21 protein-coding genes are annotated in these 25,328 nt (G+C 62.2%); 18 read left to right on the top strand and 3 right to left on the bottom strand.

Annotated features, from left to right (window positions below; all coding sequences use genetic code 11):
• Positions 1-142 precede the first annotated feature (142 nt).
• The gene (locus EP837_RS17730; RefSeq protein ID WP_066531815.1) at positions 143-2,179 is read right to left on the bottom strand and encodes a TonB-dependent siderophore receptor; all 2,037 of its coding nucleotides are present in this window, start codon (positions 2,177-2,179) and stop codon (positions 143-145) included.
• A 153-nt stretch (positions 2,180-2,332) separates the two neighbouring features.
• On the opposite strand from EP837_RS17730, the gene EP837_RS17725 reads away from it, so the two are divergent.
• Together EP837_RS17725 and EP837_RS17720 are read left to right on the top strand one after the other, a co-directional pair.
• On the top strand, positions 2,333-3,481 hold the full coding sequence (locus EP837_RS17725; protein ID WP_066531813.1) for a cupin domain-containing protein: 1,149 nt from the start codon (positions 2,333-2,335) through the stop codon (positions 3,479-3,481).
• A gap of 4 nt (positions 3,482-3,485) precedes the next feature.
• Complete coding sequence (locus EP837_RS17720) at positions 3,486-4,031, top strand: rRNA large subunit pseudouridine synthase E (protein ID WP_066531391.1); 546 nt, start codon at positions 3,486-3,488, stop codon at positions 4,029-4,031.
• Between the two features lie 14 nt (positions 4,032-4,045).
• On the opposite strand, the gene EP837_RS17715 is transcribed toward EP837_RS17720, so the two are convergent.
• Entirely contained in the window at positions 4,046-4,441 is a 396-nt protein-coding gene (locus EP837_RS17715) for a polyketide cyclase (protein ID WP_066531390.1), read from the bottom strand.
• Between the two features lie 102 nt (positions 4,442-4,543).
• On the opposite strand from EP837_RS17715, the gene EP837_RS17710 reads away from it, so the two are divergent.
• The 12 genes from EP837_RS17710 (at position 4,544) to EP837_RS17655 (ending at position 17,902) form a co-directional block, all read left to right on the top strand.
• Positions 4,544-6,499 (top strand): methyl-accepting chemotaxis protein, encoded by a 1,956-nt coding sequence (locus tag EP837_RS17710; RefSeq protein ID WP_066531812.1) that lies wholly within the window; start codon positions 4,544-4,546, stop codon positions 6,497-6,499.
• Positions 6,496-7,917 carry a chemotaxis protein CheW gene (locus EP837_RS17705; RefSeq protein ID WP_066531389.1) on the top strand — a complete coding sequence of 474 codons (1,422 nt, stop codon included), beginning with the start codon at positions 6,496-6,498 and terminating at the stop codon, positions 7,915-7,917. Before EP837_RS17710 ends, EP837_RS17705 begins: the two co-directional genes overlap by 4 nt.
• Positions 7,914-9,047, top strand: coding sequence for a chemotaxis-specific protein-glutamate methyltransferase CheB (gene cheB, locus EP837_RS17700; protein WP_066531384.1), 1,134 nt, complete (start codon positions 7,914-7,916; stop codon positions 9,045-9,047). The genes EP837_RS17705 and cheB overlap by 4 nt, the downstream gene beginning before the upstream one ends.
• Positions 9,047-9,883 (top strand): CheR family methyltransferase, encoded by an 837-nt coding sequence (locus EP837_RS17695; RefSeq protein ID WP_197486375.1) that lies wholly within the window; start codon positions 9,047-9,049, stop codon positions 9,881-9,883. The genes cheB and EP837_RS17695 overlap by 1 nt, the downstream gene beginning before the upstream one ends.
• The gene (locus EP837_RS17690; protein WP_066531381.1) at positions 9,883-11,850 is read left to right on the top strand and encodes a chemotaxis protein CheA; all 1,968 of its coding nucleotides are present in this window, start codon (positions 9,883-9,885) and stop codon (positions 11,848-11,850) included. The genes EP837_RS17695 and EP837_RS17690 overlap by 1 nt, the downstream gene beginning before the upstream one ends.
• Positions 11,847-12,086, top strand: a complete 240-nt coding sequence (locus EP837_RS17685) for a hypothetical protein (protein ID WP_066531380.1) — start codon at positions 11,847-11,849, stop codon at positions 12,084-12,086. Before EP837_RS17690 ends, EP837_RS17685 begins: the two co-directional genes overlap by 4 nt.
• A gap of 69 nt (positions 12,087-12,155) precedes the next feature.
• A complete protein-coding gene (locus EP837_RS17680; RefSeq protein WP_066531378.1) occupies positions 12,156-12,539 on the top strand; it encodes a response regulator in 384 nt (127 codons plus the stop codon).
• Positions 12,536-13,174 (top strand): chemotaxis protein CheX, encoded by a 639-nt coding sequence (locus EP837_RS17675; protein ID WP_066531376.1) that lies wholly within the window; start codon positions 12,536-12,538, stop codon positions 13,172-13,174. The genes EP837_RS17680 and EP837_RS17675 overlap by 4 nt, the downstream gene beginning before the upstream one ends.
• Complete coding sequence (locus EP837_RS17670) at positions 13,167-15,146, top strand: hybrid sensor histidine kinase/response regulator (protein ID WP_066531374.1); 1,980 nt, start codon at positions 13,167-13,169, stop codon at positions 15,144-15,146. The genes EP837_RS17675 and EP837_RS17670 overlap by 8 nt, the downstream gene beginning before the upstream one ends.
• A 386-nt stretch (positions 15,147-15,532) precedes the next feature.
• On the top strand, positions 15,533-17,110 hold the full coding sequence (locus tag EP837_RS17665) for a hypothetical protein (RefSeq protein WP_066531372.1): 1,578 nt from the start codon (positions 15,533-15,535) through the stop codon (positions 17,108-17,110).
• A gap of 92 nt (positions 17,111-17,202) precedes the next feature.
• Positions 17,203-17,610, top strand: coding sequence for a GlcG/HbpS family heme-binding protein (locus EP837_RS17660; protein ID WP_066531371.1), 408 nt, complete (start codon positions 17,203-17,205; stop codon positions 17,608-17,610).
• A gap of 40 nt (positions 17,611-17,650) precedes the next feature.
• Positions 17,651-17,902: a hypothetical protein gene (locus tag EP837_RS17655; RefSeq protein ID WP_066531370.1), complete on the top strand. Its 252-nt coding sequence runs from the start codon at positions 17,651-17,653 to the stop codon at positions 17,900-17,902.
• A 9-nt stretch (positions 17,903-17,911) separates the two neighbouring features.
• Here EP837_RS17655 and EP837_RS17650 read toward each other — a convergent pair whose 3' ends face one another.
• On the bottom strand, positions 17,912-19,234 hold the full coding sequence (locus EP837_RS17650; RefSeq protein WP_066531369.1) for an Hsp70 family protein: 1,323 nt from the start codon (positions 19,232-19,234) through the stop codon (positions 17,912-17,914).
• A 146-nt stretch (positions 19,235-19,380) separates the two neighbouring features.
• Here EP837_RS17650 and EP837_RS17645 point away from each other — a divergent pair, with 146 nt between their 5' ends.
• From EP837_RS17645 to EP837_RS17630, 4 genes are all read left to right on the top strand, one after another.
• Complete coding sequence (locus EP837_RS17645; protein WP_066531367.1) at positions 19,381-19,989, top strand: TetR/AcrR family transcriptional regulator; 609 nt, start codon at positions 19,381-19,383, stop codon at positions 19,987-19,989.
• 336 nt (positions 19,990-20,325) lie between these two features.
• Positions 20,326-20,721, top strand: a complete 396-nt coding sequence (locus tag EP837_RS17640; RefSeq protein WP_066531365.1) for a hypothetical protein — start codon at positions 20,326-20,328, stop codon at positions 20,719-20,721.
• Positions 20,718-21,968: an efflux RND transporter periplasmic adaptor subunit gene (locus EP837_RS17635; protein WP_066531363.1), complete on the top strand. Its 1,251-nt coding sequence runs from the start codon at positions 20,718-20,720 to the stop codon at positions 21,966-21,968. Before EP837_RS17640 ends, EP837_RS17635 begins: the two co-directional genes overlap by 4 nt.
• Before the next feature lie 174 nt (positions 21,969-22,142).
• A complete protein-coding gene (locus EP837_RS17630; protein ID WP_066531361.1) occupies positions 22,143-25,328 on the top strand; it encodes an efflux RND transporter permease subunit in 3,186 nt (1,061 codons plus the stop codon).

Below are 25,328 nucleotides of genomic sequence, written 5' to 3'. Positions count from 1 at the left end.
TTCCATATCGAGTCAAGAAGATAGTAGGAAGCTAACACGCCAAGGCGCGGCCGATCGGCTTAGATCATCAAAACCGGCATCCATGGAAAAGCCGAGGCAGCATGGAGCAAGGGGATGCCCCCTGCGCCAGGCCCGTCGCTTGCTAGAACCGGAAAGTCGCCGTGCCCATGACGTTGCGCGGCGCGCCTACGAAGCAGTCGCCACGCGACAGGCAGGACGCGAAATAGCGCTTGTTCAACAGGTTGGTCGCATTGATCGCAAAGCGCCAATCCTTCCAGTTGATCTCCGCCAGCGCATCGACCAGCGTGTAGCTGGGCGTCACTATGGTCCAGGCCGAGCCGACCGAACTGCGTTTCCCGGTATAGTTGACTCCCGCGCCAAGCCGCAGTTGCGCTCCATCCTCAAGGCCGAAGGTCTTGGTCGTCCAAAGCGAGGCCGCATGGCGTGGCAGATAATCAAAGGTCGCCGTTTCGTGCGAAACCAGCTTGTTGTAACCATAGTTGACCCCCAATTCGAAATCTTCCGGCAATCTGTGGCTGGCTTCGACTTCGATGCCCTTGCTGGTGATTTCCCCCGACTGGGTGACCGAAGTGCCAGCGCCGTAGATGATGCGATTGATTTCCTTGATGTGGAATGCGGTGACGGTGAGCAGCGTGTTTGGCTCCGGCTGCCATTTGAGGCCCGCCTCATATTGCGTGCCCCGCTGGGGCTTCGCCTGACCGCCGCCATCGATTGTCATGGCGATCGGCAGGAAGCTCTCGGTATAGCTGAAGAAGGGTGAAAAGCCCGCGCCGATCTCGCCGATGATGCCCGCGCGGAATGTCGTCGCCTTGTCCTTTACCTGCGACCCGGCGGTGGCCACGCGGTCGCGCCGCGCGCCAAGCACGACCGATACACGGTCCCACATGCGGATCTGATCCTGCACATAGAGGCCAAGCTGTTTCTGGGATTCCCGCGTTGAATATTGGTCAAGTGCGGGGATGGTCAGTGCGTCATAGTCGATGTCATAGAGATCGATGATGTCCGACCCATAACCGCCGCGCTTGCGCACTTCGTTCCAGCTATAATCGACGCCGACCAGCAGCTTATGTTCGATCTGCGATCCGGTGTTAAATTTGAACAGCAGATTGTTGTCGGTCGAAAAGACATTCATGCGGGCATAGGAACCCTCGTTCAACAGGGTGATCGTGCGCCCGGCAGCGTCCAGATAAGGATTGGTCGGATTGGTGTAACTGTCGGTATAATGCGTAAAATAGGTGAGATCGCTATCGATGTAGCGCGCCTTCACGTTCAACTGAACATTATCGCCAAAGCGCTGGGTCAGCGATCCGCCACCCTGAAGCATGCGGCCGTCATAGCGGTCCCAGCCCGGCTTGCCGACGAACAGATAGGGGTCGAGCGTTTCGCTATTGTTGGGATTGGGACGGAAAGTTCCCACGATGGGCAGGAACTGCGACGTCGATCCGCTCTTGTCCTTCTGATAAAGGCCAAGCAGCGTGATGTCCGTATCCGGCGTCGGCTGCCAGCGAATGGACGGCGAGAAAAAGACGCGGTCATCGCGGACATGATCGACATAGGTGTCGGCGTCGCGGACCCGGCCCACCGCACGGACCGCCAATGTGTCGGACAGCGCGACATTGACGTCGCCCATCGCTTCTTTCCGGTCGTAGCTGCCATAGACGACCGAAACTTCGCCGCCCGTCTGGAAGGTCGGCGTCTTGGAAACGAGATTGACCAGACCGCCGATCGAGCCCTGACCAAACAGCACCGATGCCGGGCCACGCACGATTTCCACCTGTGAGAAATTATAGGGGTCGGCGGTGATGCTGGCATAATAGCTGAAGATATCGCGCATGCCGTCGCGGAACTGCTGCGCACTGATCCCGCGAATGACAAAGCTGTCCACGCGCGTGTCGCGGCCATAGGCATTTGCCGTCACCCCCGCGGCATAGCGGACGGTGTCGCTGATGCTGATCGCGCCTTGCGACAGAAAAGTCTGGTCACTGATGACGGTAACCGGCTGCGGCACCTGGATCGGCGGCGTTTCGGTCTTGGTGCCTGCTCGCGCCGTCACCACGATGCTGTCGCTGCTCGTGTCCGCATCCTCAGGAGCGGCCGCCTCATTGGCGAGAACGGGGTGCGCCACGGCCAAAGCCGCCAATGCAACACCGATCTTCATGATGCCGTCAGTTTTCATCAGAAATCCCCCTTACGATCCATGGACCTGCACCTAGATATATTGCTACAGCTTCGCAATAGCGTTTTGTTCGTCTTTCGATGCACCTGGATCAGCGGCTTTGACAGCGCCCGCTCGGCAGCGCATGGGCAGCGGATGCAAATGGCCAGTTTCGACGTCGATATGTTCCTGCGCGATTATTGGCAGCAACGCCCTCTGCTGATCCGCAATCCCTGGCGGGCGTGGCGCAATCCGCTGGAGCCTGACGAACTGGCGGGCCTCGCATGCGAGGAGGGTGTCGAATCCCGCCTGATCACGCAGACGCCTGACGGGCTGAAAATGGAAAGCGGCCCTCTGCCCGAGGCTCGCTTCGGCGAACTGGGCGACAGTGCCTGGACGCTGCTGGTGCAGGCCGTGGATCATCATGCTCCGCAGGTCGCTGAACTGATCGACGCCTTCCGCTTCATACCCAATTGGCGCATCGACGATGTGATGGTCAGCTATGCGACGGACGGCGGCGGCGTTGGGCCGCATTATGATCAATATGACGTGTTCCTGATCCAGGGCCTCGGCCGGCGGCGCTGGCGGGTGGGGCCGCGGTGCAATTCCCAAACGCCCTTGGTTCCGCATGAGGATCTGCGGCTGATCGCCGATTTCGATGCGACGGATGAATGGATATTGGAGCCCGGCGACATGCTCTATGTCCCGCCTTGCTATGCGCATGACGGCATTGCTGTCGGCGATGACTGCATGACCTATTCGATCGGCTTCCGCGCCCCTTCCGTCGCCGAACTGATTGAAGGCTGGAGCGAGCATCAGGCGGACGGACTGACCGAAGAGGATCGCTATGCCGATCCGGGCCTTGCGATCCAGGTCAATGCAGGTGAGATCAGCGCCCCTGCTCTCGACCGCCTGCATGCGATGGTTATGCAAGCCCTGTCGGACCGCGACGCCTTCGCCCGCTGGTTCGGGCTACATAACAGCCTGCCCAAATATGCCGACGCCGATTGGCGGCCAGAGGAGCCGGTCGAGGAACAGGAGGCGAAAGCCCTCCTCGCATTAGGCACGCCGTTGCGGCGCAATCCCGCCAGCCGCTTCGGCTTCATCCGGCAGGGCCCCGGTATCCTGCTTTTCGTCGATGGCCATTGTTTCGAATGTAATGGCGAAACAGCAGCGCTCGCGGAAGAACTGGCTGCCACGCCCATCGTGCGGACTGATCCGGCGCTTGCCGCCTCGCAAGCGGCGGTCACGCTCATCAAGGCGCTGATCGATCAGGGCAGCCTCGCCTTCGAGGATGAGGATTGAGGCCATGACGCTCATCCTCTTCAACAAGCCCTATGGCGTGCTGTGCCAGTTCTCGGACGAAAGTACCGGACCTCCCCGTCCCACCCTGGCTGCCTATATCGACCGGCCTGGCGTCTATCCGGCTGGTCGGCTGGACCTCGACAGCGAGGGCTTGTTGCTGCTGACCGACGATGGCCGAATGCAGGCCCGGATCGCCGATCCCCGCTTCAAGACCCCGAAAACCTATCTCGTTCAGGTCGAAGGCGATCCCGACGAGGCCGCCTTGGAGGGATTGCGGCGCGGCGTCCGACTGAAGGACGGACCGACCTTGCCCGCACAGGTCGAACGGATAGACGATCCCGCCCTTTGGCCGCGCGATCCTCCGGTCCGGTTCCGCAAGAGCGTGCCCGATTGCTGGCTCCGCCTGACGATCCGCGAAGGCCGCAACCGGCAAGTGCGCCGCATGACCGCGGCGGTTGGCCTTCCCACGCTGCGCCTGATCCGGTGGCGCATCGGCGACTGGACCCTCGACGGCATCGCCCAGGGGGAATGGCGCGAAGCATCCGGCTAGGCTGCCAAACGCGTCTAATTCTCTATTTCATTCTTTAAGTTTCTCAAATCGCGGTTGACCCATTTGATATCAGCCGCAAACCGCTCGTCATCCATGTCCGGCTGACGAAACAGCGTCAGCATAACTTCCGCGCCCTCGCCATTGCGCACCACCCTAAGCGGCACATGAACTTCCTCACCTGTGCCCAAATCCACATAATGGTCCATCACGCCATAGGCGTTATATGGCGTAAAGCGGATGCGGATTGGCCCCTCCGGACCGTCCGCGAGCCAGCCTTCCCCGTCAGGCCGCAGGCCGGACTCCGCGAGCCCGGACGCCCATCGGGGAAAATATTCGGGCTGCCAGATCTTCTCATAGACCGTCTGCCAATCCTGGTTGATCGTGATGCTATATGTTCGAGCGGGAAGCATTTCGGAAACTCCTGCGATTATCTGTTCACGTCGCTGTAGCGCCCGCCCCTCCGCTCGCCTATGCCGGTGACAAATTGCGGCGATACAAAGAAAGATACGCTCATGGCCCTGGTGAAAAAGGCTGCGCTGGGAAAGCGCACGCGCGGGAAGCAGGTTGCAGCGCCACAAGCGGATGAGCCGCAGTCCGGCAAAACCATCTCAATCGGCAGCGCTCCCGCGCGTTCAGTGCGTTCCAAGCGCAAGCCGCTGACGGCGGTCGAGCGGATCGACCAAGCGACACAGGAACTGTCGAGCGGGTTAGGAGAATCCGCCTCCGCAGCGGCCGAACTGCAGCGCAGCGTCGAGCAGATGGCGAGCGGTGCTGATGAAGCCGCCAGCGCGGCGCAGGAATCGCTGGGCCTCATCGGGCATCTGCGCTCCCACTTCCGGGAAGCGACCAATCGGGCAGCCGCATCGCGCAATCAGACCGAGCGGCTCCAGGCGGCCTTTGCCGAAACCTCTGCCCAAATCGATGCGTCCGTTGCTGCGATCGAGCTTAACGCGCGCCGCCAGCTGAATTCCGTTGCCGCGATCGAGCAGCTGGAAGCGGCTGCGACGCGCATCAGCATCGTCGGGGGTATGGTCGAAGATCTCGCCGAGCAGACCGGGATGCTGGCTTTGAACGCGTCGATCGAAGCCACGCGCGCGGGCGACGGCGGCAGGGGCTTTGGCATCGTCGCCGACGAGGTGCGCGAGCTTTCAGAAGCTTCGGAAGCGAGCGCCACCGACATTCGCAAACTCGCCACGGAGATCATGGAGGGCGTCCGCACGGTCGCGAGCAGGATGCAGGCGGCCAGTGCGCGAGCGAGCGAAGAGGCCCTGCATGGCGGCGGGATCAGCACTGCGCTAGGCGAAGCGCGGACCACATTGGCAGCGGTGGTGGACGGCACGCATGAGATCGCGGCCGCCGCGGTTCAGGCCGAGGCCGCTGCTACTGAGTCCGAGCTTGGCGCGGAACAGGTCGCAACCGCTGCGGAGGAACAGTCGGCAGCGGCAGCGGAAGCGCAGCAAGCCATAGAGCAGCAGGCCGCCTCTCTCGAGCAGAGCCAGCAGACGGCCGAAGCGCTGGCCGAATTGAGCGCAGCACTGGGAGCGGGGGACGCTGACGAGCGCGCGGTAGAGCAAGTTGCTGCGGCCGCCGAACAATTGTCCGCCACCGTGCAGGAGCTGTCGGGCGCATCCAGCCAGATCCAGATCGCAATCGAGCAGATTGCTCGCGGGGCGCAACTGCAAAGCGCTGCCACGCTGGAGGCCAGTTCGGCCATGGGCCAGATCGAAACCAGCGCTACCATCGCGAAGGAACGTGCGGCGAGCGCGGTCGAACGTCTCGATATGATTGTGGCCTCAGTAGCAGACGGCAGCGCAACCCTGACGAAGTTGATCAGTGGCGTAGGTGAAGCGGTCGAGGAAACTCGCGCTGTCCTCGAACTGCTGAGTGCCCTTGGAGAGACGGCGCGCCGTGCCGAAAAAATCGCCGACGCCTTGGCCCTCGGAGCATTGCAGACCAATATGCTAGGCGTTAGCGGCGCTGTCGAAGCCACCCGCGCGGGTGAGGCGGGCCAGGGTTTTGCGACAGTGACCGCCGACATCCGCAAACTCGCGCGCAGCCTTGCGGCCAATGCCGAGGACGGGAAGGATGTGGTGCGCGCAATTCAGGACAGCATCCATTCGGCCCGCCGCGACCTTGATCAGATTGCGGCGGCAGGTGAGGTCGAGGCCGCGCGTAACCAGGGGCTGCTCGACCGCTTTGCACAAATGGCGGCCGAGGTTGACGCAACCCGCGCCGACAATGGCGTAATCCTGGCGGGCGCAGAAGCGATCCAGCAGGCCGCGCGTGAGGTTAAGAGCGGGTGCGAGCAGATCGCTCAAGCGGCCGAGTTGGCAGCGGAAGCCGCTCGTGAAGCCGGAGTAGCCGCCCAGCAGCAGGCGCAGGGCACGGAGATGCTCGCCGCCGCCGTCGAGGATATCGCCTCGCTCGCTCAAGCGCTCAATATCCGCAGCGACATAGCCGCCGAATGAGAGCCGAGCAGCGGCTAGTATTCCGCGCTGGAGAGCGGCGCTACGCACTGCCCGCGAGCCGGGTGCGCGAAATTGCACGCCTGCCTCAGCTGACACCGGTGCCGCTGGCGCCGCCCTGCCTGCTCGGCCTTGGAAACGTGCGTGGAGAGACGCTGGCGGTCCTCTGCCCCCGAACTTCCGACAAGCGCGAAGCGCAGGATAGGCCCCGTCGTATTTTGATATTGTCGGGCGCGCAACGCATCGCGCTCGCAGTCGATTCGGTCGATCGTCTGAGCCCGGATCAAGCAGCAGCGGACGAAGTTGACGATCTCGCCATAGACGATTTGGTCGCACGCAGTTTCCCCGTGCGTGAGACCGCCCGCCGCGCATTGGTTGCGGCTACCGCCCGGAATGCTGATCTGGCTGATCAGCAGGACCGCATAGCCTTGCTGCGGTTCGCAATCGGCGATCAGAGCTTCGCCCTTCCGGTTGAAGAGATTGCGCAAGTGCTGCGCGTCCCCGGCAGCATCGCGCGCTTACCTGGAGCTGACCCTGCCGTGATAGGGACCATGGCTTGGGAGGACATCACCCTCGGGTTGCTATCGCTTGCTGCCCTGCTGGGTCTGCCCGGATCGGATGTGAGTGGCCGAGCGGCCACGAACCGCGCCAGCCATATCATAGTGGTCGCGCTGGGCAGTCACAGGCTCGGCCTTCTCGTGGACCGTGTGGAGAGCATATTGCAACTGTCCTCGTCGCGCGTCGATGACCTACCCGCCACCGTGCTCCGCAACGATGGCGAAGCTCGGATACGCGCGATTTGTCGCCCCGAAGGCGGAGGCAAGCTGGTGTCGATCCTGGCCGCTGATCATTTGTTAAGCGAAGCCCGAACGAGGCGCCTCCTCGCCGGTAGCGCAAGGCATCAGACTTCGACACCCGCAAAAACGGATCGGGACGAGGACAGCATCTCACTGCTGCCGGTAAGGATCGGCGAGCATCTCATCGCCTTTCCAGTTGCCGCCATCGCACAGGTCGCGACTCGGCCCGCCCGCCTGACCAAGATCGCAGGTGTGCCGCCCTGGCTTCTGGGCGTGGCTCCCGTCCATGGCGAGCCGTTGGCTATCATCGATCAGGTGTTGCGGATGACCGGCTCCCCGGCCAGTGGCGTGCGCCAGCGGTTACTGCGGGTGCAAGCGGGGGGGCAGCGGCTTGGCTTCCTCGTCGATGACGCGCGCGCGATCGTCGTGGTCAAATCAAGCGCCCTCGCCCCAGCCCCACTACCCGACGTTCTGGCAGACGGTATCTTCTGTGATGCGCTTCAGCACGGCGGGAAGGATGGCGGGCCGCCGATGCTGGTGATCAACCCGGCTGCCCTGATATCCTCTGCGGAACAGGAGCTGCTCGCCGAAGTGACCGCCCAGCAGTTAATGGCCGCATCATGATCCGGCTATTGATCGTCGATGATAGCCCGTTGATGCGGCATTTGTTGATCCAGCTTTTTGCCGAAGCTGGAGATTTCACGGTCGAAGTTGCGCGCAATGCAGACGAAGCGCTGAAGAAAATCGAAAACATTCATCCCGACGTGATTACGCTCGACGTCCACATGCCGGGCATGGACGGCCTCGCCTGCCTCGACCGCATAATGATCGAGCGGCCGACGCCGGTTGTCATGCTATCCTCCCTCACGGAGGCAGGCGCCGACGAGACGCTGGAGGCGCTGGCGCTCGGCGCGGTCGATTTCATCGCGAAGCCGCGTGGCCCTCTTTCGTTAGAGATTGAAGGGATCGCCGCAGACCTTATCGAAAAGGTCCGTACTGCGGCGAGCGCCCATATCCCGCGCAGCACGCGCCTCGCCGATCGGGTTCGCCAGCGGGCGGCGACGGGACGCCTCCCGGCTCCCACGGCTCTCGGCTCCGCCCGCCGATCCCCTCCCCCAGTCAAACCACGCCTTTCACGCGTGAGGGCGCCTCACCTTCCTGCAACAGTCTCGCTTTCGGGAATCGAAGCAGTACTGGTCGGCGTCTCGACCGGCGGGCCGCCTGCCCTCGATGCGCTGCTCGGCCCACTGCCAGCGGATTTTCCATGGCCGATTATCATCGCCCAACATATGCCCGCGAGCTTTACAGGGCCACTCGCCCGGCGCCTTGATCGTGCATGCGAGATACAGGTGGTGGAAGTGCAGCAACCTACCCCTCTTCAGCCCGGCACGGCCTATATCGGCCGGGGTGACGCGGATCTCGTCTTTTCCCGGCGTGGCGGCGTGCCTCATGTGCTCGCCGCTCCGGTTCAGGCGGAACGGCTGTGGCACCCGAGCGCAGATCGAATGGTCGAAAGCGCGCGAGGGCTGTTCCCGCCTGAGGCTCTGATCGGCGTCCTGATGACGGGCATGGGACATGATGGCGCCAAAGCCATGGCGGCTCTGCGCCAACACGGCGGTCATGTTATCGCGCAGGACGAGGAGAGTTCCGTCATATGGGGCATGCCGGGCGCGCTCGTCGCCGCCGATGGGGCTGACATAGTCCTGCCGCTCGACAGCATCGCCGCGCAGCTAATTGCCTGGGCGACGCCATGATGGAGAGCGCAACAGAAAGCCTGCTGGCCGGCTCTTCGCTCGAACAGTTTACAACGCTGCTCTATCGCCTGACTGGAATGAAGTTCGGCGAAAAGAAGCGCTATTATCTTGAACGGCGCGTCACGGAGCGAATGAAGCGCACCGCCACGACGGACATTGTGCGCTATCTCTACCTGCTCGAACATGACCCGCACGAGCGGCAGTTGCTGATCAACGCCGTCACCATCAATGAAACCTATTTCCTGCGCGAGGACCATCAGCTCGCCGCCCTCGCCGACGACATCTTGCCAGCGATCGCTGCGAAGAAACAGCCCGGTGACCTCATCCGCATCTGGTCCCTGCCCTGCTCGACGGGTGAGGAAGCTTATTCCATTGCGCTCTGGCTGCTGGAACGATGGCCACTGGTCGATGCCTATAATGTGGAGATCATCGGATCGGACATCGATACCCATGCGCTCGATGCGGCGCGAGAAGGCTATTACAGCGCGCGGTCGCTAGGCCGCTTGCCCGAAGAGATGCTGTCCGCCTATTTTGAGCAGGAGCATAATCACCGGCGTCGGATCGTCCAGGACTTACGTGAGTCAGTCCTGTTTACGCAGGTCAATCTGAACGATTGCGCGTCTGTAGCCAGCCAAGGCGGCTTCGATATCATCCTGTGCCGCAACTTGCTTATCTATTTCGATGAGGCTTCCAGAGCCGAAGCTGCGCAAAATCTTCACGAAGCGCTCTTCCCGGGCGGCTATCTGCTCCTGGGCCATAGTGAGTCCATGGCGCGGATCGATGAACGCTTCGATCTGGTTCGCCTGGACCGGGCAATCGTTTATCGGAGGCGCTGATGGACGAGCTTCTCGAACAATTTATCCTGGAAGGTCGGGATCTGGTTGCGGACGCGCATTCAGTCTTGGTCGCGCTGAGCCGCGACCCGCAGAACAGGACGGCGCTCGATAGTCTCTTTCGTTCAGTCCATACCCTAAAGGGATCAGTGGCCCTTTTCGAGATGGCCCCGGCCGAAGAGATGCTCCACGCCGCGGAGACCCGGCTGGAAGCGGCGCGCAGGAGAGACGCGTTACTCGACGAACGAGCGCTCGACGCTGTGCTGGCCGTGATCGACCAGACTGATCGATGGATCGACGCCATGCAAATGACCGGTTCGCTGAGCGAAGGGGCGGAGGCGCAGGCTGACCGGCTGATCGCCATGTTGCTCGCCGATGATGGGGCCGGCGGCACGGAAGCGGACGGACGCCCTCACCCGATGGCTGCGCTCGTGACGCAAGAGGCGGATTGGCTCGTTGCTCTACGTTCGAGGCCGGAATTCTCGCCAGTCGGTCTTCAACAGGCGCAGACGGCGTTCCGGTACACGCCCGATGCAGACTGCTTCTTCCGCGGCGAAGACCCGCTGGCGATAAGCGCGGCTGTTCCGGATCTGCTCGCGCTGGCGGTGCTGCCCGCAGCAGGTGAATGGCCCGCCATTGCGTCATGCGAACCGTTCCGCTGCATCAGCGTGATCGAGGGTATCAGCGGCGGCGATGAGGCGGCGGTGCGGGCGGCATTCCGGCTGATGCCCGATCAAGCTGCGGTCGCACCTTTGGGCAGCGTGCTTGAAGCTCCGTTGCCCGATGTCGGCCCTCAGCCCAAGGACCCTTCGTCCATGCTGCGGGTCGAGGCATCCAGGCTCGATCGTCTGGCGAGCCAAATCGGCGAACTCACCGTCGCGATCCGGACCTTGCGGCCTATCGCCGACCGCCTGCGCGCGCTAGACCCATTGCTGGCCGCAGAACTCAGCGCCGCAGACGATGAGATCGGCCGCGTTGCAGCAGAGGTACAGCGATCTGTCGCGCGAGTGCGGCAGGTTTCGCTTGAACCCGTGCTGCGCCGCTTGCCACGCCTCGCTCGCGAAGCTGCAGCAAACCTGGGGAAACCGGTCCGCTTCATTTTAGAAGGAGAAACAGCGCGCGTTGACAAGGAGGTGGCGGACCAACTGTTCGAACCATTGCTCCACATCGTGCGCAACGCCGTCGATCATGGCATCGAGCCCGCCAGCGAGCGCACCGCCCATGGCAAACCGCCTGAGGGAAAAATCCACCTGTCGGTCCGGCCGGAGGGGAATGGCATCAAGATCATGATCGCGGATGACGGGCGCGGTATCGATGCCCGAGCCTTGCGTGAGACAGCGATCGCGAAAAGATTGATGAATAGCGATGCGGCCGCTGCTCTCTCTGATGCAGAAGCACTCCAGCTCATCTTCCTTCCTGGCTTTTCGACCGCAGAAAGGGCGACCAGCTTGTCGGGCCGGGGGGTTGGCATGGATGCTGTGAAGGCTGCCGTCGAAAAGCTGGCAGGAACCATCGCAGTCGAAAGCGAAGTGGGCCAAGGCACTCACATTGCCCTGCGACTCCCCGCGAATGCCTTAACGACCCCACTCGTGGTGGTTGGCGCAGGAGGCCAGCAATTGGGCATTCGGCTGGACCAGATCGTAGAGACCGCCCGGATCAGCGCCAGTGCGATCCATCCTCTGGGCCAGAAGGCGCAAGCTTGCGTGCTGCGCGAGGAAACGGTGCCCGTACTCGATCTTGCCTCCTTGCTCGGATTTGAGCCGGCAAGTGGCGGCATTGCCAGGCTGCTCATCACCGATATTGGTCCCTGCCGCACCGCGCTTCGTGTGGACAGCTTGGACGAGCGGTTCGACGGCGTCGTGCGCCGAGCTGATGGCCTGCTCACCGCGCTGCCCGCCATCGCGGGCACTGCCATGATGACGGACGGTCGCATTCTGTTGGTGCTGGATTTGCCGGAGCTGATGGCGTGAGCGTGACCATTGGGCAGGACCGGATCATCCTTACCGGCGCCGCAACCGTGGAGGATGCCGAGCGGTTGCTTGCGGCGCTGCTCGATCATCCTACGCACGTGATCGATGTCAGCAGCCTCGTGCGTGCGCATTTAGCAGTGGTGCAATTGCTCCATGCCGCAGGGCGCCCGCTGTCAGGAGTGCCACAAGACAACTTCCTGCGGGAGGTGGTGCTGGGGCCCCTGATGAATCCGTAACAAATTTATTCCGGCACCCAAAGATCGTGCCTATAGCTGATTCAAAGCGCGTGATTTTCGGAGTCGTGAATGCCCGTTACAATTTTGATCGTGGACGACAGCAAATTGGCCCGAATTGTCGCGGGGAAGGCTGTAGCCGAACTTCAGCCAGAGTGGCAGAAGTTGGAGGCCAGCAGCGGAGAGCAGGCGCTCGCATTGATGGGCAAGGAGCCGCTCGACATCGCGCTCATCGATTTCAACATGAGCGAACAGGACGGGCTGGAACTTGCCCGCGAGATACGCGCTTTGAGGCCCGACATGCCGATCGCCATCATCACCGCCAACATCCAGGACGAAATTATCGCGCAGGCCCGTGAGGTCGGCGCGGCCTTCATCCCCAAGCCCGTGACCAGCGAGGGCCTCGCCGGCTTCCTATCCGGCGCCGCGCTCAAGCTTAGGTCAAGTCAGGGATGATGCCGGATCAGGTCGCACTCAGTGAACTCGAACGGGACGCGCTGACTGAGATCGTCAATATCGGCGTGAGCCGCGCCGCCTCGTCGTTGCGAAAGATGATTGGCGACCAGGTCCTGCTATCCGTGCCGTCGATCGAAGTCGTAAACCAGCGTCGCGCCGCACGCCTGATCAGCGAGCGGGAAGTGGTGGAACTGGTCGCAGTGCGGCAGGATTTCTCGGGTCCATTTTCAGGGCGCGCCCTCCTTATCTTTCCCGAGACGAACAGTCTGGAATTGGTTCGCGCAGTCACGGGCGGCGAGCTTTCGGCCGAAGAAGTGATAGAAATGGAGCGTGAGGCGCTTGCCGAAACCGGTAACATCATTCTCAACAGCTGCCTTGCCACAATGGCCAACATGCTGAAGCGGTCGCTGTCGATGACCATCCCGGAAGTGCTGCGGGGCGACGGCGCAATGCTGTTCGAGATCGACGAAAATGCGAAGGCGGAAGGGCTGGTGCTGTTCCTCTACATCGACTTCGCGGTGCGGCAGCGCGACATTCGCGGCTATATCGCCATGCTGATGGATATCCCTTCGCTCGCCACTCTAAAGGAATTGTTAGACGAGTTCATCTTGCGCATCGTGGGTGAGGATGGCTGACCAGAGTGCGCTTGCCCAAGCCGAGCAGCTACGCGGCGTCCTTGCGGCGGCCGGCGCAAGCGGCGCCTGGGACTGGGACATTGTCCAGGACCAATTGATTGTCGATAGCCGCTTCGCGCAGCTATATGATTTCGGCGAAGGCGCGGCCGGGGAGCCGATGCCGACGGCCGCTTTCTTCAGCGCTATCCATCCCGAAGACCGCCCCCGAATCCGCATCGCGGTCGCAGGCCTGCTGGCCGGCGCAGAACTCTTCTCGAAGGAGTTCCGGGTCATCTCCCCGAGTGGGGCGGTGCTCTGGATGCATGGACGGGGGCAGAGCCACCTAGACGACCAGGATAACCCCCTTCGTTTCACTGGCTTGCTGATCGATGTCACGGACCGCAAACGCACCGAAGAACGGCTACGCGTGGCGCAAAGCGCTGGCGGCGTCGGCACATTCGAATATCAGGACGGTTTTGCGACCGTCTCCGTATCAAGTGAGTTCTGCCGCCTGCTCGGCCTCCACCCCGCCGACCGCCTGCCCGTTAGAACAATCAACGCCGTCCCCTGCGAAGGCGAAGCACCGCTCATCCCTGAGGATGGCGTCATGCCCGCAGGGTTGGACGGCGTTTTCCGCATCCGGCGGAGCGACGATGGCGCGGAACGCTGGATCGCACGGCGCGGCGAAGTGATGCGCGAAGGCGAAGGTAGCGGCTATCGCCTGCTCGGCGTCATCTATGATGTCACGGAGGCAAAGCTTCAGGAAACAAGACTGCGTGAGCTTAACGACACACTCGAGCAGCGCGTGGCGCAGGAGATCGAAGAACGGCTGCGGGCCGAAGATGCGCTTCGCCAAGCGCAGAAGATGGAAGCCGTCGGGCAGCTCACAGGCGGCATCGCACATGATTTCAACAATCTTCTGACGATCATTACCGGTAGCGTGGACATCGCGCTGCGGCGGCTCGACAATTCGGCCGATCCTCGCGTCGGACGTGCGCTCGGCAACGCCATGCGAGGCGCTGACCGAGCGGCTGCCCTCACCCAGAGGCTGCTGGCCTTTTCCCGCCGCCAGCCGCTCGATCCGCGCGCGATAGAGGTGCCGCGGCTGCTGGCAGGCATGTCAGACCTACTAACCCGCACCATCACCGAAGCGGTGGCGATCGCGATCGACGCGCCCGATGATGTCTGGACCATCGAAGCCGATCCGCATCAGTTGGAAAATGCCATCCTCAACCTCGCCGTTAATGGTCGAGACGCCATGCCGTCGGGCGGGTCGCTGACCATCGCGGCCCGCAACCGTCAGATCAGCATTATTGAAAGCGGGGGAAATAACCCGCCACCGGGTGACTATGTCGCAATCACTGTAACCGATAGCGGCGTCGGCATGGACCCCGAGACCCTGACGAAAGTTTTCGACCCCTTCTTCACGACCAAGGAAGTCGGCAAGGGCACCGGTCTTGGCCTTTCGATGGTATATGGCTTTGCCAAACAATCGGGCGGCACGGTGGTGATTGACTCAACGCCCGGCGCCGGAACAGTCGTTACCTTGCTGCTCGCCCGCAGCGCCGGGAGCGCGGAGGCCCCCGTTAGCATGGTTCGCGAGAGTGAGCCGTTTGGCACCGCTTCCGAGACGATATTGGTGGTCGAGGATGATGACGATGTCCGCGCCTACACGGTCGCTACCCTGCGCGAGTTGGGTTATCGGGTCATTGAGGCGCATAATGGGGAATACGCGCTCGCCTTGCTCGATAAACAGGAACATCCGATCAGATTGCTCATGACCGATGTCGTGATGCCGAAGATGTCGGGCAGCGAACTCGCCGCCGTAGCGCGGGCGCGTCAGCCGGACCTCCGCATCCTTTATACCTCCGGCTATCCGCGTGATGCGATCATGCGCGATGGGCGGCTTGATGTAGGCGTTGATCTATTGGTGAAACCCTTCACGCTGCGAACGCTTGCGGCGCGCGTACGAGAGATCATCGACCGGATATGATTGGACGGCCATAGCGGCTGGAGTGGAACGCGAAGCATCAACAAGGCGTTGCGCCGGGAAACCTTGCTAGAAGGCTCCCGATGTCCCGAACCACCTTTACGATCTTGGCGGCTGGCCTAGCCGTCGCCGCTTGCAATCACGCGAGCGAGCAGCGGACGGATGATGCAGACGCTTCGAGCCGGCAAATTGCTGCTGAACACGTCGAAAGGGTGGCAGACAAGCTGTTCTCAGCATTGACGCCTTTACCAAAAAAAGCGGTCACGGATTGAAGCGCCCGCTCACGGCGCGGAGGCTGTCGCGTGCACTTCGCCTCTCTTGCGGAGCAGCAAATCTAAAAAGATAGCGGCTTGTCTTGACGAAGCCGTTTCACCGCGCAGGGAGAAAGCATGACAGTCCGCTGGATTCCTTCGACGCGCCTTTGCCTCTCCGCCATCGCGGCATGCTCCGCCGCGGCCAGCGCACCGGCGGCCGAACCTGCGGCTTTCGATCTGCCCGGCCCTGAACTCTCCGTCAGTGTCAGCCGCGCGGGACGTACGCTGCCGATTGGGAAGGTGCCTGCGCTTGCAACGGGCGACGTCGTGAAGATCGAGGCTAATTTGCCTGCTGACCAGTCCATCCGCTATCGGCTGATCTCAGCCTTTCTGCGGGGCGTAACCAACCCCCCGCCAAAGAGCTGGATCGCGAATGCAGAGACATGGCAGCAGAAGGAGAAGAAGCGAATATTGAAGTTGACGGTGCCAGACCATGCCCGTCAACTGGTGCTGTTCATGGTGCCTGACACAGGAGGCGATCTTGGCACCATCTCTGATGCGATCCGTGGCAGGCCGGGTGAATTTGTTCGCGTCACTCAAGACATCAACAAGGCGTCTCTCGACAGAAGCAGACTCAACGCCTTCATCCGCGGCATCCGCTCTCAGGAAAATACGCATCCGGAATTTCTAAGGAATGTCGCACCCGTCCTCTCTTCCAGTCTTGCGGTGAAGCTCAACCCGGATTGTCTGGCGAAGGTAGTGGAATTTCAGGCCGCCTGTTTGGTGGAAAACAGGGACAGTCTGGTGCTGGGCGACATTCACAGCAATTCGCTCACTGAAACGATCATCGGTGCGCCCACCGATCTGGCGCTGCAACTAAGCGCTACCCGGGAAGGGGGATATGGCTTCTACAGTCCCTATATCGGGGTGGTGCGCGACCTTGCCCGGATATTTGGCGCGTTCAACAATCCTGAGTTCAATTATCTGCCTGCCTTGGGCATCCAGAACGGCGGTTCGGTCTCATTACTGCTGAACAGCGCACCATCCTTCCGCAAGCCCAAATCCGTACTCGTCGCCGCGCTCCCTGCCATAGAGAAGAATGTCCCGCCGCCGCTGCGCAAGAGCAGCGATGCGCCGATATGCGCGACGCGCCCCGGCGCGGTATTCGGCGTCGATGGGGCACCTTTGATATTCGCCACCGACTATGCATATGACATAATGCTGCGGTTGCCGAACAAGGCCGGGCGCGCTGTGGATGTGCCAGTGGTGGCACGCGCTGACAAGGGCGGCTATATTTTCGCCTCATCGTTCAATGCGAGGGATTTCAAGGGTTCCGTCGCGGCACGCGTGCACGGCTTCTGGGGCTTCGACGCGTTCGAAGGGCCCGAATTCGCTGTCCAGTTTCCAGAAGATGAAAGCTGGCAGGTGGTGCCGGGGCAACGCCTGATCGCAGGTCAGAAAAACAGGCTGGCGGTAAAGGGCGCATCCCTCACTTGCGTCAGGAATATCTCCGTTCAGTTGCCCGGCGGCCGAAGGCTGACTGCCCCCTGGCAAGCTCAGGAGGACAATGTCATATCGATCGAAATTCCCTCGTCCGATCTACCGACGCCCGGTGAGGTGAAGATCGTTGTCCAGTCTTTTGGTGTGGACAAGCCCACCATCCTCACAATGGAAGCTTCCCTAAATGAAACTCCGTCAGCGGCAGCTCTATAACGCTGGCAAGATGCGCGTCGGATGCTACAGCGCGGCTTTCGCTAAACGCGGCCAGCATCCTGCTTGGCGCCTCCTTATGAACGGACCGATCGATGAAGACTAAGCACAGCCTGGAAGCACAAGACGTGAAGGCCATTCTCGCCGCCGCAGAGGCCGAAGCGCTCGCCAATGGCTGGGCCGTGACCATCGCGGTGGTCGATGATGGAGCCCATCTGCTCGGCCTGCTCCGGCTGGATGGCGCGGCTGCCAGCACCGCCCATATGGCGCCCGCAAAGGCGGTGACGTCGATCCTTGGCCGCCGGGAGTCCAAGGTTTATGAGGACCTCGTACTCAATGGCCGCGTGTCGATGCTGTCCGCACCCGCGCTTCAGGCGATGCTGGAGGGCGGCGTGCCCATCATCGTGGAGGGCGATTTCGTCGGTGCGGTCGGCGTCTCGGGCGTCAAATCTGACCAGGATGCTCAAATTGCGCGCGCGGGGATCGCAGCCATACTGTCATAACGGCAGGCTGCGGCCAGAAAGATCGGAAGGTTGGGCGCATATGGATTTTGATGATCAGCTTCACCGCTATTTCGGTTCTGCCGATCTGGACGCCGTTCCCCCCGCCGCCATCGCGGCGGGTGTAGAAAGGATGCGGGTTGACTTTGGGCTGGAAAAGGACCGGGGCCGACGGTTCGCGCTTTGGTCACTTCTGTTCCTGCTGGGCGCCGCGCCAGACCTCGACGCCTTTGACGATCCTGCCGATCGGGACGCGGCGCGGGATTTCATGGATATGATGGACAAGGATCGCTGAGGCGGCGATTTACGCCTGCTCCGTTTCCACCTCGCCCGTCACCGCCCATTGGCTAATGTCGGCTTCCTGGCCGATCAATGCGAGCCCATGCGCGATGGATGTCAGTTCGTCGCCGCTCGCAATGCGGCCAGCCGGGAAGCGCTCTTCGAACAGGCGGCGTACGGCAGGGATCAATGATGATCCGCCAGTCAGGAAAACATGATCGATCACGTCGGCTCCCACGCCTGCATTGGCAAGCGCAACGTCAATGGTCGTCCCGATCCGCGCCAGGTCGGGCGCGATCCACTGCTCGAACTCGGCGCGGCTGACATCTGCTTCTACGCGCATGCCAGGGCTGTCGAAATGGAAATGAGCCTCCTCTTTTGTGGAAAGCACACGCTTCAGCCGCGCGACCGCGTCGTAAAGGGGGTAGCCCAGTTCATTCTCTACCACCGCGATCATCCTGCCGATTGCCGCCGGATCATGCGCCGCGCGCTGGAGCTTCTGCAGTTCGGCAAGGGTTCGGCGGTTATGCATCAATGCCAGCCGTGACCAGTCACCGAAGTCGGCGAAATATCCGGCGGGGATTTCAAACTGTTTGCCCATGGAGGCGTAGGTCCCGCCCTTGCCGAGCATCGGCAGCACCAGCTTGTCCATGATCCGGTAGTCGAAGCGGTCGCCAGCGATGCCGATGCCAGCCGACCCGAGTGGGGTGCAGCGTCGCGCCGCGCCAGGCTCCCCAATCCGGACGACCGAAAAGTCACTGGTGCCGCCGCCGAAATCAGCGACGAGTAAAGTGGCGGGCTCATTCAAGCGCGCGGCAAAGCTGAACGCGGCGCCGAGTGGCTCATAAACATAGTGCACTTCCCGCTCGAGCGCGGCGAACATCAAGTCGTAACGCTGCCGGGCGAGGACGCTGTCCGGACGCTGCCCAGCATAGCGGACCGGGCGTCCGACAATGACATGAGGCGGTAGCGTGTTCAGCCATTCGCCGGCATGAGCGCGTAGGCGCTCAAGGAAAATTACGCCGAGTTCCTCAAAGCGCAGCCGCTTCTCGAAGATCGTGGCATGTTCGAAGGCGCGGCTGGCGGCGACCGACTTGAAGGATTGCAGGAAGCGGCTGCCTTGGGGGTATTCGAGAAATTCCGCAATCGCCCAAGGGCCCGCCTCCCGCGCGATGCCGCCTGGAACGTTCCCATCCTCCCAAAAGCATAGCGCAGATCGAAAGATGGATGCAGGTCCTTCTGGCGCGGCGAAGTTCACCATTGCCGCCTGCCCACCAGCGTCGCCGATCGCTACGACCGAATTTGTGGTGCCGAAATCGATGCCGATCGAGCGAGGAGGCGAAGTCATGAATGATCCATCTAATTGAAAGGGATTTGGCAGAACAGACAGGGCGCGCCTCTTCGCAGCTGCGGGCCGAGGGCGCAACGGCCTTGGTCTTATCTGTGCAACGAAGCCCTTGAGCTATTCGCCGGGGCATCTATATACTGATCGGTATGGAAACCGCATCCACCCCTGTCAGAGGTCGCCCGCGCGAGTTTGATCCGGAGAAGGCGCTCGCCGCCGCCCTGGAGATATTCTGGCGCCGCGGCTATGAAGGTGCGTCGCTCGCGGAGCTTACCGAGGCGATGGGCATCACAAAGCCTAGCCTCTACGCTTGCTTCGGCAACAAGGAATCGCTCTTCCGCAAGGCGCTCGACCTCTATGAGCGGGATAAGCTCTGTTATGTGAAGTCGGCGCTTGAAGCACCAACGGCCAAGCAAGTCGCAGAACGGCTGCTGAAGGGCGCATTGGCCATGCAGTGCGGCAACACGGATCCCAAGGGGTGCATGGGCGTCATCAGTTCGGTCGCCAATACGGCGCATGCCGAATGTATCCGCAACGAAATTCTGGCGCGGCGCGCGTCCTCCGACCGGGCGCTGATCGAACGGTTCGAACGGGCGCAGAAGGAAGGTGATCTGCCAGCGGACGTCGAGCCGAAGGCGCTTGCTCTTTACCTGACCACAATGCTTCAGGGCTTGGCGGTCCAGGCAGGCTCGGGGGTTCCGGAAGACCGCTTGACCCAGCTTGTCGATACCGCTCTAACAATGTGGCCCAGTGCGTAACATTGCTGCAATTTTAGTGACTTAATAAAAAAGACCGATCGGTACACAAAGCTTCTTGACCATCCGCTGCATCTCATTATATACCATATGGTAGTTAATTCGACAGACTCTTCGTCAGGAGGTCGAATGCAGGACAGGGACTGCCGTCAGTGACGGCATAGGCACGGCCGTTCGGAGAGGAAGGCCGTTCCTATTCATCATGAAACAACGCCGGAAATCCGCGACGTAATCGCGCGTGGACGCACGGCGGCCATTTATCATCCGCGAAGTCAGTGATTTTGCGGCGCGACCCGTCGCGCCCTGCTCCGCTGCCTTCAAAAAACAGGGGACGAGATCATGGTCTATCGTTCGGAAACATTTCTGGCCGAAGGCGGCGTAGGGGGCACCTTTCGCAGCCCGGCGGTCACGGCCGAAAACATCAGCTTCTCTCCGCTCGAATGGCAGGTCGTGCACCTCGCCCGGCAGGATAGCCTTGCGACGCTGCGGGAGCCCGGCCGCTGGACGCGGTTGCAACGCCTGATCTTCGGGCAAAAGCCGGACCCGCGGCTGGCGGACAAGCGGTTGGAAGCACTGCGCCAGATCGCGGTCGAAGCCTGGCATCGCAGCTATGACGTCCATTCCCGCCGTATATCCGCCTTTCGGTCCGCCGGGTTCACCGAAGCCCATCTCGAACGGCTGCTCGCCGCCATCGCCGCCATGCGTGGCAGCCCGAAGGTCAGGAGTTTCGCATGAACATGCACAAGCCCATCGATGCCGACAGCCACAATGCGGTATCTTCCCCCCTCCTGCGGGGCCGCAAGCGCCATGCCGCAATCGCAGCGATCGCGCTTGTAGTCCTGGGCGGCGTCGGGTGGAAATTGATCGATCGCCCGGAGGCGCAAGCCGCGCCCGCGACCTTGGCGGTGGTTGGTATCGCCACCCCGCTGAGCCGCTCCGTCACGCAATGGGATGATTATGTTGGCCGCTTTGCTCCCAGCCAGACGGTCGATATTCGGCCGCGCGTTTCGGGTGCGATTACGGCGATCCATTTCCGGGACGGAGATTATGTGAAAGCGGGGCAGTTGCTGTTCACCATCGATCAGCGCCCCTTCCTCGCCGCGCTGGCCGAAGCCCGCGCCAACAGCGCGAGCGCTCGCAGCGCGCTGCTTCTGGCGCAGAACGACTATAAGCGGGTTCAGCGTCTGACGGGCGACGAAGCCGTTTCGGCCAGCGAAGTCGATGCCCTGCGTTCCCGCTTGCAAGCCGCGCAAGCGGCGCTGGCGGCTGCGCAGGCGCGCGAGCGTCAGCGGGCTTTGGAGGTGGAGTTCACGCACGTTCGCGCGCCTATCTCAGGGCGCGTATCCGACCGGCGCATCGACATCGGCAATCTTGTTTCCGGAGCGGAAGGCGCTGGCGCGACGCTGCTGACGACCATCAACAAGCTGGACCCAATCTATTTCAATTTCGACGCCTCCGAAGCGCTGTATCTTAAGTCGCAGCGCGACAAGGACGGCGCGGGTGCGGTCGAGGTGCGGTTGCAGGATGAAGCCGATTATCGCTGGAAGGGGCGTCTGGACTTTACCGACAATGGCCTTGATCCGCGATCCGGCACGATCCGCGTCCGCGCGCTGTTCGCCAATCCCGACATGTTCCTGACCCCCGGCATGTTTGGCAACATGCGCCTCGCCAATGGCGGGAAGGTGAATGCCCTTCTGATCCCCGACGAAGCGGTTCAGTCCGATCAGGCGCGCAAGACTGTATTGATTGTCGGCAAGAATGACAGCGTTTCCGCCAAGCCTGTCGAGTTGGGTCCAGTGGTGGATGGCTTGCGGATTATCCGGGCGGGCTTGTCGCCTAGTGACCGGGTGGTCGTGACGAACCTTCAGTCGGCGATGCCAGGTGCGAAGGTCGCGACGCGGGCTGTGGCGATCAAGGCTTCGCCTGCGCCGATGGCGGCTAGTGAGAGCAGCGTTCCGGCTGCTTCGCAGGCGACCTTTTAGTTGGAATAGCCCCTCCCTCCCGAGAGAGGGGTTGGGGTGGGGGCCTCCCCCCAGCGCCGGACTATCCGGCGAGCCCCCACCCCCTTCCCCTCCCCTGAAGGGGTGGGGCTAGAAAATAACCCATTCCGCGCTCCATTGCGGGCGCCCTTCTTCACGCCATCGAGGAACAGACCGATGCGCCTATCCCGCTTCTTCATCGACCGGCCGATCTTCGCCGCGGTCATCGCGGTGGTCATAACCGTGGTCGGCGCGCTGGCCTTTATCGGTCTACCCGTTTCCCAATATCCCAACATCGTGCCACCCACGGTCACTGTGTCGGCGCAATATCCGGGCGCATCGGCCGAGACCGTCGCATCAACGGTCGCCGCGCCGATCGAGCAAGAGATCAACGGCGTCGATGACATGCTCTATCAGAGCAGCCAATCGACGGGCGACGGCAAAGTCACGATCACCGTCACCTTCAAGGTCGGCACCGATCTGGACGAGGCGCAGGTGCTGGTCCAGAACCGGGTCGCGGTCGCGATCCCCCGCCTGCCCGAAGAAGTGCAGCGTTTGGGCGTGGTCACGCGCAAGACGACGCCCGACTTCCTGATGGTCGTCAATCTTCAGTCGCCCGATGGGACCTTCGACCGCAATTACCTGTCCAACTATGCGCTGACGCAGGTTCGCGACCGTCTGGCGCGGCTGGATGGCGTGGGCGATGTGCGGCTGTTCGGGTCGCGCGATTATGCGATGCGCATCTGGATCGACCCGGATCGCGCCGCCGCGCTGGACCTGACCGCTGGCGAAATCGTGTCCGCGTTGCGGTCGCAGAATGTCCAGGTGTCCACGGGCGCGCTGGGCCAGCCGCCCTATGACCGGGGTGAAGCCTTCCAACTGGGCGTCGAAATGCAGGGCCGCCTGATCGAGCCCAAGCAATTTTCCGATGTCGTCATCCGCACTGATGCGGATGGCCGCCAGGTTCGCGTCGGCGACGTCGCTCGCGTCGAGCTGGGCGCGCAGGATTATGGCATCAACACCTATCTGTCCGGTACGCCCACCGTCGTGATCGCAGTGATGCAGCGCCCCGGCTCCAACGCGCTCGACGCTGCGGAGAAGGTCAAGGCTGAGATGGACGAACTGTCCAAGAGCTTCCCCAAGGGCCTGGAATATAGCGTCATCTACAATCCGACGGAGTTCATCAGCCAGTCGATCGACGCGGTCTATCACACGCTGTTCGAAGCGGTGGTGCTGGTCGTCCTGGTCATTCTGATATTCCTGCAGAATTGGCGCGCGGCGGTCATTCCGATCATCGCCATTCCCGTGTCATTGATCGGCACGGCGGCGATATTGGCGGCGCTGGGATATTCGCTGAACAATCTGTCGCTGTTCGGCCTGGTGCTTGCGATCGGCATTGTGGTCGATGACGCGATCGTCGTCGTCGAAAATGTCGAGCGGAACATCGAACATGGCATGGCGCCGTTGGAGGCCGCCCGCACGTCGATGGACGAAGTGTCGGCAGCGCTGGTCGCGATCGTCCTCGTCCTGTGCGCGGTGTTCGTGCCGACGCTGTTCATCACCGGCATTTCAGGCGCATTCTATCAGCAGTTCGCCGTCACCATCTCGACCGCGACGGTGATCTCGCTGATCCTCTCGCTCACCCTGTCTCCGGCTGCGGCGGCGTTGTTGCTTAAGCCCAAACATGGTGATCATGATCTGGACGGCGCACCGCGTTGGCACAGGATCGGCGCGCAGGCCGCCGCCGGGTTCAATCGTGGCTTTGACCGGATGAGTGCTGGCTATGCTCGGCTGACGCGTTTCCTGGTCCTGCGGCCCAAGAAGATGCTGCTTACCTATGCGGGGCTGATCGCCGCGACCATCGCCTTGTTCTGGGTGACGCCGGGCGGGTTCGTGCCGTCGCAGGACCAGGGCTATTTCCTGGCCGTCGTGCAGCTTCCTTCCGGCGCGTCGCTCGAACGCACGGACAAGGTGACGAAGGAGGTCGCGCAAAAGCTGCTGCCCATCAAGGGGCTGCGCGGCGCAGTGATGTTCGCGGGCTTCCACGGCCCATCGCAGACGCAGGCGCCCAACAGCGCCGCCATCTATTTCCCCTTCAACAGCTTTGCGGAGCGGCAGAAAGAAGGCGTCACCTATGCGGGCATCATGGAGCAGGCGCACAAGGCGGTCGCGGGCTATGAAAAGGCGCGCATTCTGCTGCTGCCGCCGCCTACCATTTCGGGGCTTGTTCCGCCCGGTGGCTTCCGCATGCTGGTGCAGGATCGGGAGGAACGCGGCTATACTGAGCTGAACAAGGTTGCGCAGGACTTCATCGGCAAGGCGAACCAGACTCCTGGCCTCTCGATGGTCTATACGCTGTTCGATAATGCGACCCCGCGCGTCTATGCCGATGTGGATCGCCGCAAGGCCGACCTGCTCGGCGTGCCGCCCGAGCGCGTGTTCGAAGCGATGCAGGTCTATCTGGGTTCGGCCTTCGTCAACGACTTCAACCTGTTGGGGCGCACCTATCGCGTGACGGCGCAGGCCGATGCGAACCATCGCGGGACCGTCGCCGACATTGCGAACCTGAAAACGCGGTCGAACAGCGGCCAGATGGTGCCGATTGGGTCGGTATCGACCTTTGAGGACAAGACCGGCCCCTATCGCGTGGTGCGCTACAACATGCTGCCGGCGGTGGAAGTCGATGGCAACACAGCTCCCGGCTACAGCACCGGCCAGTCGCTGACGACCATGGAGAAGCTCGCCGGGGAGAGTTTGCCCGCTGGCTATAGCAAGGAGTGGACGGGCGTCGCCTATCAGCAGGTGATGGCGGGCAACACCGCCGGCATCGTGTTCGGCATGGCCGTCTTCTTCGTCTTCCTGGTGCTGGCGGCGCAATATGAAAGCCTGACGCTGCCGCTGTCGATCATCCTGATCGTGCCGATGTGCCTGTTCGCGGCCATGCTGGGAGTGAACCTGCGGGGGATGGATAACAACATCCTCACGCAAATCGGCCTGGTCGTGCTGATCGCGCTGGCGGCAAAGAACGCCATTCTGGTGGTGGAATTCGCCAAGCAGGCGGAGGAAGAACAGGGGTTGTCGCCGGTCGAGGCGGCGGTTCAGGCGGCGCAGACCCGCCTGCGGCCGATCCTGATGACCAGCTTCGCCTTCATCCTGGGCGCGGTGCCGCTGGTGATCGCGAGCGGCGCAGGGGCGGAGCTGCGGCAGGCGTTGGGCACCGCCGTCTTCTTCGGCATGACCGGCGTGACGGCGTTCGGCCTGCTCTTCACCCCCACCTTCTATGTCGTCTGCCGCGCGCTGGGCGATCGCTTTTCCCGCAAAAGGGAGGGCGACGCCGCCGCCGCGCTGCAACCCGCCGAATAG

The sequence above is a fragment of the Sphingobium sp. EP60837 genome (genome assembly GCF_001658005.1).
In the GTDB taxonomy this organism is placed as follows: Bacteria; Pseudomonadota; Alphaproteobacteria; order Sphingomonadales; family Sphingomonadaceae; genus Sphingobium; species Sphingobium tyrosinilyticum.
Note: the sequence above shows the minus strand (reverse complement) of the source record. Positions and strands in the feature narration are given on the sequence as shown.

Coding starts and splice junctions, on each gene's coding strand:
- EP837_RS17730 (WP_066531815.1), bottom strand. CDS start 2,179: ATGAAGATCGGTGTTGCATTGGCGGCTTTGGCCGTGGCGCACCCCGTT.
- EP837_RS17725 (WP_066531813.1), top strand. CDS start 2,333: ATGCAAATGGCCAGTTTCGACGTCGATATGTTCCTGCGCGATTATTGG.
- EP837_RS17720 (WP_066531391.1), top strand. CDS start 3,486: ATGACGCTCATCCTCTTCAACAAGCCCTATGGCGTGCTGTGCCAGTTC.
- EP837_RS17715 (WP_066531390.1), bottom strand. CDS start 4,441: ATGCTTCCCGCTCGAACATATAGCATCACGATCAACCAGGATTGGCAG.
- EP837_RS17710 (WP_066531812.1), top strand. CDS start 4,544: ATGGCCCTGGTGAAAAAGGCTGCGCTGGGAAAGCGCACGCGCGGGAAG.
- EP837_RS17705 (WP_066531389.1), top strand. CDS start 6,496: ATGAGAGCCGAGCAGCGGCTAGTATTCCGCGCTGGAGAGCGGCGCTAC.
- cheB (WP_066531384.1), top strand. CDS start 7,914: ATGATCCGGCTATTGATCGTCGATGATAGCCCGTTGATGCGGCATTTG.
- EP837_RS17695 (WP_197486375.1), top strand. CDS start 9,047: ATGGAGAGCGCAACAGAAAGCCTGCTGGCCGGCTCTTCGCTCGAACAG.
- EP837_RS17690 (WP_066531381.1), top strand. CDS start 9,883: ATGGACGAGCTTCTCGAACAATTTATCCTGGAAGGTCGGGATCTGGTT.
- EP837_RS17680 (WP_066531378.1), top strand. CDS start 12,156: ATGCCCGTTACAATTTTGATCGTGGACGACAGCAAATTGGCCCGAATT.
- EP837_RS17675 (WP_066531376.1), top strand. CDS start 12,536: ATGATGCCGGATCAGGTCGCACTCAGTGAACTCGAACGGGACGCGCTG.
- EP837_RS17670 (WP_066531374.1), top strand. CDS start 13,167: ATGGCTGACCAGAGTGCGCTTGCCCAAGCCGAGCAGCTACGCGGCGTC.
- EP837_RS17665 (WP_066531372.1), top strand. CDS start 15,533: ATGACAGTCCGCTGGATTCCTTCGACGCGCCTTTGCCTCTCCGCCATC.
- EP837_RS17660 (WP_066531371.1), top strand. CDS start 17,203: ATGAAGACTAAGCACAGCCTGGAAGCACAAGACGTGAAGGCCATTCTC.
- EP837_RS17655 (WP_066531370.1), top strand. CDS start 17,651: ATGGATTTTGATGATCAGCTTCACCGCTATTTCGGTTCTGCCGATCTG.
- EP837_RS17650 (WP_066531369.1), bottom strand. CDS start 19,234: ATGACTTCGCCTCCTCGCTCGATCGGCATCGATTTCGGCACCACAAAT.
- EP837_RS17645 (WP_066531367.1), top strand. CDS start 19,381: ATGGAAACCGCATCCACCCCTGTCAGAGGTCGCCCGCGCGAGTTTGAT.
- EP837_RS17640 (WP_066531365.1), top strand. CDS start 20,326: ATGGTCTATCGTTCGGAAACATTTCTGGCCGAAGGCGGCGTAGGGGGC.
- EP837_RS17635 (WP_066531363.1), top strand. CDS start 20,718: ATGAACATGCACAAGCCCATCGATGCCGACAGCCACAATGCGGTATCT.
- EP837_RS17630 (WP_066531361.1), top strand. CDS start 22,143: ATGCGCCTATCCCGCTTCTTCATCGACCGGCCGATCTTCGCCGCGGTC.